Consider the following 13,859-nt stretch of genomic DNA (forward strand, 5'->3'; position numbering starts at 1 on the left):
CGTCCATGCTGGCGACGGACGCATGGACAATCACGTCATGGTTCCCGCACGAAATCCTCACGGAGGAACCGGCGCCGGAGCGTGCGCGTGACTTCCGTGTCCCACCGGGCGGAGAACACCTCCACGAAGGTCCGGCGGAAGCGCAGAGCGCACGCCAGACACAGCAGCGTGGTGGCCAGCCCGATGACCGCGTTCTGCCAGGAGGCGAGGTTCCACTGCCCCTCCCAGAACCACTCCCGCATGCTCGTGGGCCAGTAGTAGTAGATGGACCAGCCCGGGCCGCTGCCCGCGAGGTCGCAGAGCAGGTGCAGGTGAAAGGTGAACAGGGACAGGGCCGCCACCCGCAGCCGCTGCCGCGCCAGCGCCGCGCAGGCCACCGCTGTCACAATGGCACCCACGTACCCGTGGAAGATGACGTGGTGATAGCGGAAATAATACGCCTCGCCCGCGAGCAGCGTGAGCCCATCCAGGTCCGGTGCCAGTCCTGTGCAGGTGACGAGGATGCGGTCCCTGCGCTCCTTCAGGCCCTGCGCCGCGAGCCAGGCCAGCTCGGCATGGACAATGGGACTCATGCCCGCAGCCTATGCCGCTGCCCGGCCTCACTTCACCTCACCCGACCACGGGCGCGCGCCGGGGCGTGCCGAGCAGCTCCAACGTGCGCATCGCCACGTCCACCAGGGAGGAGGCACACGGGTGGCAGCCTCCACCGCAGCAGCCCGGCCAGTCACCCTCCGGGTCGCGAAGGAGGGGATACACGCAACCCCGCAGCGAGTCCGGCAAGCCGACCTCCTCGCACGCGCGGCGCAGGGCCGTCTGCACGGCCGCGTCCTTCACATCCAGCACGGCCTCTTCATAACGCCCGGGCCAGCAGGCGCCAGCCCACGGTGCGGAGCGCGCCCTTTCTGATTGCCTAAAATCATTAGGGGCCTTACGAGGCCTGTGCCGTGCCTACTCGACCTCCCACTTCCCCGACGCCCGCGGCGATGCCGCGCTACGAGCGGCTCCAGCGCCTGGCGCTGCGCTTCCCCGAGCTCGACGCCAGCGCCATCGAGACGTGCATCACGTTGCTGCGGGCTTCGCACGACTTGTCGGGGGCCTATGAGGCGCACCTGGGCCGTCACGGGCTGTCGATGGGGCGCTTCATGGTGCTGGTCCGACTGCTCACCACCGAGGACGACGACGTGGAGCGCGTGAGTGGGCTCACGCCCGCGGACCTCGCGGAGAGCTCTGGCGTCAGCCGGGCCACGATGACGGGGCTGCTGGACACGTTGGAGAAGGATGCCCTCATCTCCCGCGAGGACCATCCGGAGGACCGCCGCATGTACACGGTGCGCCTCACGCCCAAGGCCCGGCAACTCATCGAGAGCGTGTTGCCGGACCACTACCGGCGGATTGCCGCGCTGATGGCGCCCTTGAGTGAAGAGGAGCGCACCACGCTGCGGACGTTGCTGGCCAAGGTCACCTCAGGGCTCCCCCTGCTCAAGGAGCCCTGACGCGCGACCTTGCCGCGCGGGGCCTGCCGTATCACCGACACGCCCCGGGATGCCGAGGCCGCTCAGCGCTTCGCGTGGGCGCGAGCCTGTGCTGGCTTGCGGCGACGGGCGAACAGCGCGGCGAAGGAGAGCAGGCCCACCGCGGCGGTGATGGGCACGCCCGCCGTTCCGCCGCCGGAGGCATTGCAGCCCCGCGCCCCGTCGGCGCCCAGCGGACGCTCCCCGGAGAGGATGTCCTCGGGGGTGACGCCCCAGCGGGTCTGCGGCTGCGTGTCGGGCGTCCGGGCGATGGGCACGTCGGGGAGCTCCCCGGACGGCGCGTCCTCACCGGCTGCTCCGGCGCGGGAGGGGTGGGCTCGGGCTCCGGCGCGGGGGCTCGGGGGCCGGCTCCGGTGTCGGCGGCGGCGGCATGACCTCCTCCAGCGTCGAGGCCATGGTGAAACCGTCGTGATACACGCTGGCCTCGGGACGGATGGCGTCATCGCGGTACAGGCCCAGCTTCAGGTAGTTCATCTCCTTGCCGAACTGCGTCGCGACGTAGGTCTTCGGCACGACGACCTCGTTGTTGTGCCAGAGCTGGACGAAGCCCGTCTTCGCGTTGGGCGACCACTTCACCTGCAACACGAAGTCGCTCCAGTCACCGCGCTTGAGCGGGGCCGTCCACAGCACCTTGCCCTTCGCGCCGCCCACGCGCATGTGCATCGCTTCGCCGCGCACGTAGAACTCCAGCGGCGGTGAGCCGCAGCAGCCCTCCTGGTGCCACTGCGCGAAGACCTGCCAGCTGTCATCGAGCGGGTAGTGGGTGGGGAAGAGGGTGCTCCACTTGTAGTACCAGGTGGAGTCCGTCTTTTCCTGGCTGATGTAGAGCAGTTCATTGCGGTTGCCGCTGGCGTTGATGGGGTCATCGCCCTGGCGCACCGTGGCCTTCAGCGCATAGCGGCCCTCGCGGACCACATCCGTCACCACCTGGAGACGGCTGTTGGAGACGCTCTGACTGCGCGTCCACTGCGAGGTATTGCCCGTCTCGAAGTCGCCTTTCCACGCCACGTCCGCGGAGGCGAACGAGGGAATCAGAGACACCAGGGCGGCGAGTCGAAGCAGCTGCGTCAAGCGAGGTCCTTTCGTTCCAGGTTGGCGCAGTGGGACACTCAGGCGGACGTGCTACTTCCCGCTCGTGCCCTCTCGTAGAACCCTCGGGCGGACGTGGCTCCGCCGCCTCACGCGGAGGGCTGCCTGACGGGCGGGCCCCTGGCGCCATGCTGGCTTTTTCCTCCGCGGAGACAGTGATTCCGGAGGGATGCGGGGAGGACCTGCACTCAAGGTTTTCGGCGCAAGCCGTCTCCAGGTCAGGCCGCCTGGTTCACGGCCTGACCACCTGGCGAATCGTGGGCGGGCAGTCGGGGAGGTGGGTTGGAAAAAGCGGGAGAAATGCCGCGGGTGGCGATGAGCCAGGCGTCTGTTTCTGGTTGCCCAGCCTCCGCTGGAAGTCGGTGGGGAACGGTGGATGGTGTACAACGCGGTAGTTGGGCGACTGCTTGGGGGATGGCGCCCGAGGGGGCAGTATGTTGAAGCCGGCGTACGACAAAGTCCTGGTCCTGGCGCTGGCCACGCCCGTCTTGGTGTTGACCGTCCTTCTTGCCCGCACGCCCTCCAAGGGAAGCGGGGCACCTGTATCCGCGCAGTTCTGGGCGGAGCGCCGCTCCGCGTCACGCATCGAGGCCCGGCTCACGCACCCCGAAGCGGACCGCTACCGGCCACGCATGTCGGCGGGCGGCTGCCCCGTCGCGCCCGAACCCATCCCGCTGCGAGACCTCGCCCGGCTGGAGGAAGCGGGCGACCTGTCCGGTATCGCCTCCGCGTATGCCCTTCAGGGCGAGTGGAACCAGGCGGCCTCGTTCCTGGAGCGCATGCCCGCCTCTCCGGACCGCGACAGTGATTTGGCCGCGGTGTACCTCGCTCGCGGCGCGCATGAGCAGGCCTTGCGGTTGCTGGACGGCGTGCTGAAGGCGCAGCCGAAGCATGCGCAGGCCATGTGGAACCGCGCGCTGGTGCTCCAGGCGATGGGGCTCACGATGAAGGCGGCGGACACCTTCGAACAGGTGGCGCTGATGGGTGAGCCGGGCTGGAGCCGCGAGGCGAAGGCCAACGCTCGCGAGCAACGCGACGCCACGATGGAGCGCGCCCGCCGGTGGAAGGAAGCACGCGAGGCCACGCTGGCGCTGGTGGATGACCCTCAGGCACCGCTCCCGCTGGAGGCGGCCCGCAAGGACCCGGGCATCGTCCGGCAGGCTTTCTATGAAGTGGTCCGCGCGGCGCCGTCGAAGGAGCGCGTCCTGGCCCTGCTGCCCCTGGCGCAGGAGCTGGACCGCGGCCACGGCGGCTCCACGCTGGCGGACTACGTCAAGCGGGTGAGCGGCCGGAACTTCACGCGCCGCGGCGCGCTGTCGCGCGAGTACGCGTCGCTGGTGCGCGGCAAGCTGAACCAGCCGGACAAGCTGCTGGAGCGGGTGCTGGCGTCGGGAGAGGACGACCTCTTCCTGGGCACGGCCCAGCACACGCGGGCCACACGTCGCATGTTCTCGCAGGTGGTGGAGCGGGCGAAGCGCCAGAACGACCCCTGGTTCAACCTCTACATCGAGCGTGAGGAGGCCATCCGCGAGACGGCCGAGGGCCAGTGGTGGAAGGCCGAGCAGCGCATCTTCAACGCGCTCCAGCGCTGCCGCGAGGGCGGCCTGTCCGCGCGCTGCGTGGACCTGGAGCTGCGCCTGGGCATCCTCTACGCCGACCTCCAGCGTCTCACCGAGGGCGAGCAGCACGCCCGCGCCGCCTGGGCCTGGGCGCGCCAGCTCCGGGAATGGGACATGGAGTTCACCGCCCTGGAGGCGCTGGCCGCCATCACCCGCTCACGCGGGGACTTCGCCAGCTCGCGTGCCTATGTGGAGGAGTGGTCCGCCCGCGGGCACGTCAACTGCGTCTGGCCCCGGGAGAACCTGGCCCACACGTACTACCTGGACAACCGCATGGACGACGCGCGCCGCGAGGTGGACGCGAACGCCGCCTGCAAGAACGAGCCGCTGAGCCTGCTGTTCGCCGTCAACCTCGCGGAGCTGTCACGCACCCGGCCGAAGCCTGGGGACGAGGCGTTGCTGCGGCAGGCCCTCACGTGGGCCGACCACAGCAACCCCATGCCCAGCGACGCGGTGTATGCCCGTTACGTGGAGGGCCGCTTCCTGCTGGACTCCGACAGAGCCCGGGGGCTGGCGCTGCTGCGGCAGACCATCACCGAGGCGGAGGCGTTGCCTCGGGGGATTCACTGGCGCGCGAGGCCTGGGCGCTGAGCTATTCGTCGCTCGTCACGGACGCGGGCAGGGCGGGCGAGTACACCCGGGCGCTGGAGTTGATGGCCGCGCAGCTCGGCACGCCCGTGCCCCAGCGCTGCGCCCTGGCGGCGGCGGTGCATGGCGAGCGCACGGTGCTGGTGGCGCGCGGGACGCAAGGCCAGGTGCTGGGCCACTACGAGACGGACCGGCAGGGGCCATTCATCCGCGCGGACACCTCGCGGCTGGTGCCGGATCGGCTGCGTGAGGTGTTGCGTGGCTGCGAGCGCGTGGACGTGCTCGCCTGGCCGCCCGTCTTCGGCCGCACGGACCTGTTGCCGCCGGAGGTGCCGTGGAGCTTCCGGCTCGGCCGCACGGCCCAGCCGCGCACCACGCCCACGGCCCGGCGGCTCGTCGTCTCGAGCGTGGATGCGCCCGCGCTGCTCCAACTGCCGCGGCTGCCGCAGTGGTTGCCCTCGCAGGAGCCGGAGGCGGTGCCGCTGCAGGTGCTGTCCGGCTCGGACGCCACGCCCGCGCGCGTGCTGGCGGACATGCGGGACGCCACCGAAATCGAAATCCACGCCCACGGCATCATGGACCCGGCGCTCTCGGATGCGTCGCTGGTGGTGCTGTCCCCGGAGACGAGCGGCCGCTACGCGCTCACCGCGGACGTGGTGCGGCAGCAGAAGCTCACGGGGGCGCCCATGGTGTTCCTGGCGGCGTGCAGCGCCGGACGCGCGGCGAGCACCACCACCAGCCATGAGCCCTTCAGCCTGCCCGCGGCCTTCATCGACGCGGGCGCGCGGGCGGTGCTGGCCTCCACGGTGGACATCCCGGATGCCGCCGGCCGCTTCTTCGATGGGGTCCGGCGCCGCATTCGCGAAGGGGCCGCGCCGGCGGTGGCGCTGCGGGACGAGCGTCAGCGCTGGCTGGAGCGGGACAGCCGTGCCGGGTGGACCCGGCACGTCATCCTCGTGGAGTCATATTGAGCGCGGGCGGCCGCGCGGTGCGGCCGTCTACTGCGGAGTCCTCAGGTGCGTGTTGCCTCCCGGGAGCTGGAAATGATGGAACGTGACAGTGGCGCTCACGTCCAGTGCGCGCACCCAGTGCCACCACCCCACGGGGAGGAAGAGCAGCTCGCCCGGCTCCACCACGCCCTCCAGGACGGTGGCCTCGCCGTAGAGCGGGAAGCGCGCCGCGTCCGGGCTCGCCGCGTCCACGGAGCTGAAGGTGCCATGGCGCGGGTAGACGAGGTGGCGCTGGAAGGACGGCACCAGCCGCACGTGCTTGCGGCCCATCACCTGGCCCAGCAGCACGTTCATGTTGTCATGGTGGAGCGGGGTGACGGTGCCCGGCGGTCCCAGCAGCAGCGTCGTCATGTCGGGACGCAGCTCCGGGTCGATGATGCCGGCGGGCGCGCGGATGTCCTCGCGCAGCCGGGCCAGTCCGTCGCGCTTCCAGTTCTCGTTGCGCGGCACCATGTAGAAGTCATTCGTCTCGCCGCCCGTCTCCATCCGCTGGACGTAGTCGCGCAGCTTCACCACCTGGCGGTGTTTGTCGGGCTGCGAGGCATGGTCCGGGTTGGCGTCGCGCCCGGACATGATTTCCACCTCCACGTCCCCGAAGCGCTCCCGGAAGTCCGCGAGCGACCAGCGGCGCATCGCCGGCCAGTCCTCCATGAAGCCTTGCAGCACCACCGGCCGGTGGCCGAAGTAGTAGCGGGTGAAGAACTCCTCCGGGCTCACCCCTCGGCGCTTCTCCAGCGTCACCGCGCCGGACTGGCGGTGCAGCTCCGCGTAGAGGTCCGCCAGCGCCTCCAGCCACTCGTAGCGCCGGCCAATCCGCCGCGCCGCCACCACGTAGGGGTGCGCCTGTGCCGCGGCGATTTCCCGCTGCGCCAGCGAAGCCTCCACGCCCGCATCCACGAGCACCCGCTGCGCGTCCTCCGCGCTCACGCCCAGGGCGAGGTTCTCCGCCAGCCAGGTGTGCCACTCCAATGCCAGGCGCGAATCTTCCCTGCTCATTCAGAACTCCGTGAATTCCATGTCGCGAGTTGCCCCGTCAGATGCGCGGGGTTGGCGCGTGTCATGATAAGGACTGTACGTGTTGCCGTATCATCCATGTCTAGCTTTCAGACCATCCCCATCGCGAGGTGCGAGCGCTCATGACGCCCGTCGAATCCCATATGGCCGGTAGCTTGGATTCCGAATCCGGTGAAGCCCATGTCAAGAACACCTACGTCAACTGCGACACGGCCAGCGTCGCCCCGCGCAAGCGGCTCCCGCTGCCGTCGCCGGCGGTTCCTCCCCTGGTCGGGCCGGAGCATCCGAACGGCAGCCAGGTCCGCTGATCTCCAGGCCCGGGCAGGGTTTTTCACCCTCCCGGGCATTTTTCTGTCCAGGTCCTTCTTTTTTATTCTCAAGGATTGGACGGCTGCGCGTCTTTGACTGGGTAACGCGCAGGCGCGCATGTGAGTGGGGCTGCATGTCCAACCTCTTCAACCGGGACCGGAGGCGCTTCGAAGCGTTCATCCGTCAGCATCGGCCCAGCCTTCTGGGGCTGGCCCGCCGGTTGTGTGCCCGCTCCAGCCTGGAGCCGGAGGACCTCGTCCAGGAGACCTTCGAGCGGGCGATGCCGGAGTTCGAGCATCTGAAGGACCGGACGGACTCCGCGGCGGCTGCGTGGCTGTGTACGACGATGACGAACCGCTTCCTGGACTACTGCCGCCGCCAGCGGACGGAGTCCCGGGGGATGCCGCACCTGGCGCTGGTCCAGGATTTGGCGGTGTCACCAGAGGAGACCCAGGAGAACTGGGCGCTGGTGAGCACCGACGCCTTCCAGAAGGCCATCGAGCGGCTGAAGCCGCACCTGCGTGACGCCTACCGCCTGCACGCGGAGGGCAAGCGCTACAACGCCATCGCCGAGCATTTCAATGTTCCCGTGGGCACCGTGGGCAGTTGGCTCACCCTGGCCCGTAGGGATTTGAAGGAACTGCTGCTGCCCCAGGTGGCGGTAGCCCGGGAGCAGGGGGCCACGAGCTCATGACGACGCCATGCACCAATCTGCACCTCTTCGTGGACGGAGAGCTGTCCGCTCCCGACGCGGAGGTCTTCCGCCAGCACCTGGGGCGCTGCCCTGAATGCGAGGCGGGGCTGAGGGAGCTGCTTCAATTGGAGCTGCTGGCCTCCCGCGCCCTGGGGGGTAGCGCCAGCGTCGCCGAGCCGCCGCCCGCGAAGGTGACGCCGCTGCGGCCGTGGATGCAGCGGATGTCCCGCACGGTGGTGCCGGTGGCGTTGGCGGCGGGGTTGGCGGCGGTGGGCGTGTTCCGTCTCCAGACGCAGCCGGAGGCCCCCACCGACGTGTGGCTGGCGGGCGCGGACGTGCGGACCTTGGAGGCGCGGCTCAGCCACCCGATGGCGGACCGCTTCCGGCCCTACGAGCCGATGCGCGGCACGTCCGGCGCCGCGAACCCGCTGCCGCTGCGTCCCCTGGCGGAGCTGGAGGAGCAGCAGGACTTCCGGGGCATCGCCGCCGCCTATGCGCTGCGCGGGGACTGGCAGCAGGCGGAGTCCTTCCTGGCGCGGGCACCGGCCTCGGCGGACCGGGACAATGACCGCGCGGTGGTGGCCCTCAGCGGTCAGCGGTGGGAGGAAGCGCTGAATCTGCTCGGCGGCGCGCTGCGCCAGGAGCCGCGGCATGCGCAGGCGCTGTGGAACCGGGGGCTGGCGCTGCGGGGGCTGGGCCTGCTGAAGCAGGCGGAGGCGTCGTTCCGCGACGTCGCGTCGCTGCCGGGCCAGGCGGCGGGCTGGCAGGTGGCCGCGGAGAAGCGCGCGGACGAGATGCGTGCGCTGCGTGACGCGGAGGCCGCGCGGTGGCAGCGCCGGTGCGGGAGACGTGGACGCAGCTCACCGAGAAGACGGCGGATGCGGCGTACCTGGTGCGGCAGCAGCCCGCGGTGACGCGAGCGGCCCTCTATGAAGCGGTGCGTACGGCCACTTCGGCGGATGCGGTGGCCTCACTGTTGCCGTTCGCCTCGGCGTTGGATCGGCTGGGTGAAGGCACGGTGCTCCAGGACTACGTCCGGGATGTGGCAGCCCGCGACTTCAAGGTGCGTGCGCCGCTGGCGGAGGACTATGCGCGGCTGGTGAAGGGGGCGCTGGTTCCGGGGCTGCTGGAGCGACTGCGCGCCTCCCAGGAGACGGACCTGTACGTCGGCGCGCTGCTCCACACGGGCGAGGCCGCCCGGGATGCGGAGTCGCTCAAGGCCCTGCAGCGTTACGCCCACGGCTCCAGGGACCCGTGGCTCAACCTGCTGGCAGAGCGTGAGCGGGCCCGGAGCGAGGAGGCGTCCGGCCGCGCGGCCAACGCCGAGCACCTGCTGCTGGCCACGCTTCGCACGTGTGGTGCGTACAACACGCTCTTCCCGTGCGCTGAAATCAACTGAGCGCTCGCTTCGGATGACGTCGCGCGGAGGCCGGCCTGTGACAGGGCCGGCCTCTTGCTTTTGTGGGCTTCGTGCAGGCGCGTGTCCGGGACCGGGCGAACGCGGGACTCGTGAAGGACGTCCCTGGCGTGCCGTGGCAGGCTCTGGCGGTTGGTTTCTTCCGCCCAGGAGTCGGCCACCATGCCCCTGTCACCCCCTCGGAACATGAAGGACTACGAGGCCACCCGCCGGGACTTTCGCTGGGAGCGGCCCGAGCACTTCAACTTCGCGGCCGACGTCATCGACCGGCACGCCGCCGAGCGCCCGGAGGCGCTGGCCCTGCTGTGGTCCGACGAAGCCGGGCAGGAGCGACGCTTCACGTGGGAGGACTTGCGGCGGCGCTCGCTGCACGCGGGCCGCTTCCTGACGGAGCAGGGGCTTCGCCGGGGGGACCGGGTCTTCATCATGATGCCGCGCGTGCCGGAGTGGTGGTTCCTGGTGCTGGGCTGCATTCGCGCGGGCATCGTCTTCATGCCGGGCACGCCCATGCTCACGCCGAAGGACATCCGCTACCGGTTGGAGGTGGCGGAGGCCCAGGCGGTGATTGCGGACGTGAGCTGCCTGGAGCGCTTCGACGGCCTGGTGGGGACGGCGGGCAAGGTCCGCACCTGGGTGTCGGTGGGCGAAGGCGCGCCGTCGCCGTGGGGGCGCTACGTGTCCGGCGTCGCGGAGGCGGACGCGGGCGCGGCCTTCGAGCCCACGCGCGCGGATGCGCCGCTGCTCATCTACTTCACGTCTGGCACCACGGGCATGCCGAAGATGGTGCTGCACACGCAGGCCAGCTACGGGCAGGGGCACGTGATTACCGGCCGCTACTGGCTGGACCTGACGCCGGAGGACCGGCACCTGACGCTCAGCGACACCGGCTGGGCCAAGTGCGCGTGGGGCAAGCTCTTCGGCCCGTGGAGCCAGGGCGCGTGCAACGTCGTCCATGACTTCCGTGGCCGCTTCGAGCCCGCGAAGCTGTTGAAGGTGTTGGAGACGCAGAAGGTCACCACCTTCTGCGCGCCGCCCACCGCGTGGCGGGCGCTGGTGCTCCAGGACTTGAAGGACTTCGACCTGTCCTCGCTGCGGCACACGGTGAGCGCGGGCGAGCCGCTCAATCCGGAAGTCATCGACACGTGGAAGGACGCCACCGGGCTGCACATCCATGAGGGCTACGGGCAGACGGAGACGGTGATGATTGTGGGCATGTTCCCCCCCATGGCGCCGCGCGTGGGCTCCATGGGCAAGCCATCCCCGGGCTTCACGGTGAGCGTCATCGACGACCAGGGCCAGGAGGTGGCGGACGGGCAGGAGGGGGACATCGCGGTGCGGGTGGTGCCCGAGCGGCCCGTGGGGTTGTTCCAGGGCTATCTCGGGGACGACGCGGCCAACGCGGCGTGCCGGCGTGGTGACTGGTACGTGACGGGAGACCGGGCCGTGCGCGACGCGGACGGCTACTTCTGGTTCGTGGGACGCGCGGATGACGTCATCAAGACGTCGGGCTACCGCGTGGGGCCCTTCGAGGTGGAGTCCGCGCTGCTGGAGCACGACGCGGTGGCGGAGTCGGCCGTCATCGGCGTGCCGGACGAGAAGATTGGCCAGCGGGTGAAGGCCTTCGTGGTGCTGGCCCCGGGGCATACGGCATCCCCGGCGCTCGCGCAGGCGTTGCAGGAGCACGTGAAGCGGACGACGGCGCCCTACAAGTACCCGCGCGAAATCGAGTTCGTCACCGAGCTGCCCAAGACGGTGAGCGGGAAGATTCGCCGCGCGGAGCTGCGCACCCCGCGGACGTAGCGGGCGCGCCGTTAGGCTTCGAAGAGGACGGGGAAGCCCAGGAGCGCGCTGCCTTCCTGGGTGAACCAGCCCTCCGCCACGGCCGCGTGCTGGGTGAGGGTGTGGATGTCGCGGAAACGGCGCTGGAGCGATGCGCCATCGCGCACGGACGTGGCGCCGCCCGCGTGGTAGCAGGCCGTCACGACCTCGGCGGCTGTCTCCACGGCCCACGTCAAGGTGGAGGACACCTGCGGCGCGAGGGCGAAGGCCTTCACCGGGGACTGCTGGCAGGCATCCCAGAACACCTCGCCCATGCGGCGGAGGGCGTCGTGAGCGGCGCGGGCGCCCGTCTCCGCGCGGCCCAGCCGGTTGCGGAACACAGGGGAGTCCACGAGCGAGGTGCGCGCATACAGCCGGCGCTTGCCCGAGCGGGCCAGGGTGAGCAAGTCGTCCACCGCGCCCTGGGCGATGCCCACCGCCACCGCGCCGATGTGCATGGCGTAGTGCAGCACCGGCACCACGAAGTTGGCGCCCGGCACGGAGGGCTGGCCGGTGAAGATGTCGAAGGTGCGTTGCTGGGGGACGAAGGCGTCGATGGCGATGTCGTGGCTGCCGGTGCCGCGCAGGCCGAGCACGTCCCAGTGCTCGATGATGCGGACCTCGTTGGCGGGGAGCAGCATGGCGCGCGTCTCGGGCATGCCCTCGGCGGGGCCAGGGCGGGGCTTGCCGTCTGGGCCAAGGACGACGCAGTTGCCGAACAGCCATTCACTCTGGCGGCAGCCGGTGGCGAAGTTCCAGTGGCCGGTGACGCGGTAGCCGCCGTCCACCTGCACGGCCTTGCCCTGGGCATTGAAGGCGCCGCCCACGGTGGCATTGGGCCCGGCGGCGTAGATGGCATCGAACTCCTCGCGGAGGAGGAGGGCGAAGAGTTGGGGGCTCTCCGTGGCAATCATCATCGTCCAGGCGGTGGAGGCGTCCGCGCGGGCCAGCTCGGAGAGGACGTCCAGCCCGGTGACAAGATTCAGCTCCAGCCCGCCATGGCTGCGAGGGACAAGCATCCGGTAGACGCCGATGTCCTTCAGCGTGGCGATGAGGTCCAAGGGGAGCTGCCGTGCCTGCTCAATCTCCCCACTGCGAGCGGAGAGGGCAGGGGCCAACTCACGTACCGCGTGCAGCAGGTCCGCTCCGGCATCCAGCGTCATGGTCGAGGCTCCGGAAAGAGAGCTTCAAAGATGCCTGATGCTCGATGTCTGTGAAAGGTGCAGTGCGCTAAGGGTTTCTGGTTCCGCGCGCCAGGGTATTCAGTGAGCAGGAATTGCCGTGTCCGCGGCCCGGGCGTCCGGCTGAGCGCCCGGGTCATGCAGGCCCCTTGCTACTTGCCCCACTCCGTGTGGACGAAGCCCGCTTCCGGTCTGTCCTTGCGCTGATACGTGTGCGCGCCGAAGGCGTCACGCTGTGCCTGGGTGAGGTTCTGCGGCAGCTCCGCGGTGCGGTAGCTGTCCAGGTACGCCAGCGAGGAGCTGAACACCGGCACGGGGATGCCCACGCGCGTGGCGACGCCCACCACCTGCCGCCACGCGGGGGCCATGCGCTCCAGCACCGGCGCGAAGCCGTCGGACACCATCAGGTTGGGCAGCGTCGGCTGCTGCAGGAAGGCCTCACGCAGGGGCGTGAGCAGCTTCGCGCGGATGATGCAGCCCCCCCGCCAGATGCGCGCCAGCTCCGCCAGGTTGATGTTCCACTGATACTCCTGGGACGCCGCCTGGATGAGCCGCATGCCCTGCGCATACGTCACCACCCGCGCCGCGTAGAGCGCGTCATGTGTCCACGCCGCCAGCTGCGCCCGCTCCTCCTTGCTGAGCTGCCCCACCGGGCCGTTCAGCTTCGGCGCGGCGGCCACGCGTTCGTCCTTCATGGAGGACAGGATGCGCGCGTCCAGTGACGCGGCGATGGAGGGAATCGGGACGCCCAAATCCAGCGCCACCTGCACCGTCCATTTGCCGGTGCCCTTCTGGCCTGCCTTGTCCAACACCAGGTCCACCAGCGGCTTGCCCGTCTCCGGGTCCTTCTGGCGCAGCACCTTGATGGTGGTCTCCAGCAGGAACGAGCCGGCGATGCCATGGTCCCACTGGGACAGCAGGTCCGCCAGCGCGTCCGCGTCCAGCCCGAGCCCGCGGCGCAGCACGTCGTACGTCTCCGCGAGCAACTGCATGTCCGCGTACTCGATGCCGTTGTGCACCATCTTCACGAAGTGCCCGGCACCGTCCGCCCCCACATAGGTGACACACGGCCCCAGGTCCGTCATCGCGGCGATGGCTTCGAACACCGGACGCACCAGCTCGTACGCCGCGGGAGCACCGCCCGGCATGATGGAGGGGCCGTTGCGCGCGCCCTCCTCGCCGCCGGACACGCCGACGCCCAGGAAGTGGATGCCCTTGGCCTTGCACTGCTCCTCGCGGCGGCGCGTGTCCAGGAACCACGAGTTGCCGGCGTCCATGATGACGTCGCCTTCCGCCATCAGCGGCAGCAGGCGCTCCAGCATGGAGTCCACCGCCGCGCCCGCCGTCACCATCAGCAGCACCTTGCGCGGGCGCTCCAGCCGCTGAACGAAGGCCTCCAGCGACTCGGTGCCCCAGACCTCGGGGTGTCCGTGCTTGCGGTGCATCTCATCGATGCGCTCCGCATGTCTGTCCCACACGGCCACCCGGAAGCCGTGGTCCGCGATGTTGAGGGCGAGGCTCGCCCCCATGACGCCCATTCCCGCCACGCCGAACTGCGCGCCCGTTGCCTCACTCATCGTTGGTTCCT

Annotated in this window: 15 protein-coding genes; 8 read left to right on the forward strand and 7 right to left on the reverse strand. The window is 70.1% G+C overall.

What is annotated here, in order from left to right; all coding sequences use genetic code 11:
* Positions 1–35: 35 nt before the first annotated feature.
* Together QEG98_RS05315 and QEG98_RS05320 are read right to left on the reverse strand one after the other, a co-directional pair.
* Complete coding sequence (locus QEG98_RS05315) at positions 36–572, reverse strand: metal-dependent hydrolase (protein ID WP_316565974.1); 537 nt, start codon at positions 570–572, stop codon at positions 36–38.
* A 37-nt stretch (positions 573–609) separates the two neighbouring features.
* Complete coding sequence (locus QEG98_RS05320) at positions 610–843, reverse strand: hypothetical protein (protein ID WP_090485340.1); 234 nt, start codon at positions 841–843, stop codon at positions 610–612.
* Between the two features lie 101 nt (positions 844–944).
* Between QEG98_RS05320 and QEG98_RS05325 the strand changes: the two genes are divergently transcribed.
* Positions 945–1,493, forward strand: coding sequence for a MarR family winged helix-turn-helix transcriptional regulator (locus QEG98_RS05325; protein WP_141588298.1), 549 nt, complete (start codon positions 945–947; stop codon positions 1,491–1,493).
* A gap of 62 nt (positions 1,494–1,555) precedes the next feature.
* On the opposite strand, the gene QEG98_RS05330 is transcribed toward QEG98_RS05325, so the two are convergent.
* Together QEG98_RS05330 and QEG98_RS05335 are read right to left on the reverse strand one after the other, a co-directional pair.
* The gene (locus tag QEG98_RS05330) at positions 1,556–1,789 is read right to left on the reverse strand and encodes an MYXO-CTERM sorting domain-containing protein (protein WP_316565975.1); all 234 of its coding nucleotides are present in this window, start codon (positions 1,787–1,789) and stop codon (positions 1,556–1,558) included.
* 28 nt (positions 1,790–1,817) lie between these two features.
* Positions 1,818–2,603 (reverse strand): polysaccharide lyase, encoded by a 786-nt coding sequence (locus tag QEG98_RS05335; RefSeq protein WP_316565976.1) that lies wholly within the window; start codon positions 2,601–2,603, stop codon positions 1,818–1,820.
* Positions 2,604–3,055: 452 nt separating this feature from the next.
* Here QEG98_RS05335 and QEG98_RS05340 point away from each other — a divergent pair, with 452 nt between their 5' ends.
* The gene (locus QEG98_RS05340) at positions 3,056–4,831 is read left to right on the forward strand and encodes a hypothetical protein (protein WP_316565977.1); all 1,776 of its coding nucleotides are present in this window, start codon (positions 3,056–3,058) and stop codon (positions 4,829–4,831) included.
* A gap of 62 nt (positions 4,832–4,893) precedes the next feature.
* On the forward strand, positions 4,894–5,799 hold the full coding sequence (locus QEG98_RS05345; protein ID WP_316565978.1) for a CHAT domain-containing protein: 906 nt from the start codon (positions 4,894–4,896) through the stop codon (positions 5,797–5,799).
* Positions 5,800–5,826: 27 nt separating this feature from the next.
* On the opposite strand, the gene QEG98_RS05350 is transcribed toward QEG98_RS05345, so the two are convergent.
* Positions 5,827–6,834, reverse strand: a complete 1,008-nt coding sequence (locus QEG98_RS05350) for a cupin-like domain-containing protein (RefSeq protein ID WP_090485329.1) — start codon at positions 6,832–6,834, stop codon at positions 5,827–5,829.
* A gap of 140 nt (positions 6,835–6,974) precedes the next feature.
* On the opposite strand from QEG98_RS05350, the gene QEG98_RS05355 reads away from it, so the two are divergent.
* From QEG98_RS05355 to QEG98_RS05375, 5 genes are all read left to right on the forward strand, one after another.
* On the forward strand, positions 6,975–7,160 hold the full coding sequence (locus tag QEG98_RS05355; protein WP_316565979.1) for a hypothetical protein: 186 nt from the start codon (positions 6,975–6,977) through the stop codon (positions 7,158–7,160).
* 134 nt (positions 7,161–7,294) lie between these two features.
* The gene (locus QEG98_RS05360; protein WP_090485326.1) at positions 7,295–7,855 is read left to right on the forward strand and encodes an RNA polymerase sigma factor; all 561 of its coding nucleotides are present in this window, start codon (positions 7,295–7,297) and stop codon (positions 7,853–7,855) included.
* The gene (locus QEG98_RS05365; RefSeq protein ID WP_316565980.1) at positions 7,852–8,769 is read left to right on the forward strand and encodes a zf-HC2 domain-containing protein; all 918 of its coding nucleotides are present in this window, start codon (positions 7,852–7,854) and stop codon (positions 8,767–8,769) included. The genes QEG98_RS05360 and QEG98_RS05365 overlap by 4 nt, the downstream gene beginning before the upstream one ends.
* Positions 8,682–9,254, forward strand: a complete 573-nt coding sequence (locus QEG98_RS05370; RefSeq protein ID WP_316565981.1) for a hypothetical protein — start codon at positions 8,682–8,684, stop codon at positions 9,252–9,254. Before QEG98_RS05365 ends, QEG98_RS05370 begins: the two co-directional genes overlap by 88 nt.
* A 180-nt stretch (positions 9,255–9,434) precedes the next feature.
* A complete protein-coding gene (locus tag QEG98_RS05375; protein ID WP_316565982.1) occupies positions 9,435–11,072 on the forward strand; it encodes an acyl-CoA synthetase in 1,638 nt (545 codons plus the stop codon).
* A gap of 11 nt (positions 11,073–11,083) precedes the next feature.
* On the opposite strand, the gene QEG98_RS05380 is transcribed toward QEG98_RS05375, so the two are convergent.
* On the reverse strand, positions 11,084–12,253 hold the full coding sequence (locus QEG98_RS05380) for an acyl-CoA dehydrogenase family protein (protein ID WP_090485318.1): 1,170 nt from the start codon (positions 12,251–12,253) through the stop codon (positions 11,084–11,086).
* Between the two features lie 170 nt (positions 12,254–12,423).
* On the reverse strand, positions 12,424–13,848 hold the full coding sequence (gene gndA / locus QEG98_RS05385) for an NADP-dependent phosphogluconate dehydrogenase (protein ID WP_316565983.1): 1,425 nt from the start codon (positions 13,846–13,848) through the stop codon (positions 12,424–12,426).
* Positions 13,849–13,859 lie beyond the last annotated feature (11 nt).

This window comes from Myxococcus sp. MxC21-1 (genome assembly GCF_032612255.1).
Classification (GTDB): domain Bacteria; phylum Myxococcota; class Myxococcia; order Myxococcales; family Myxococcaceae; genus Myxococcus; species Myxococcus virescens.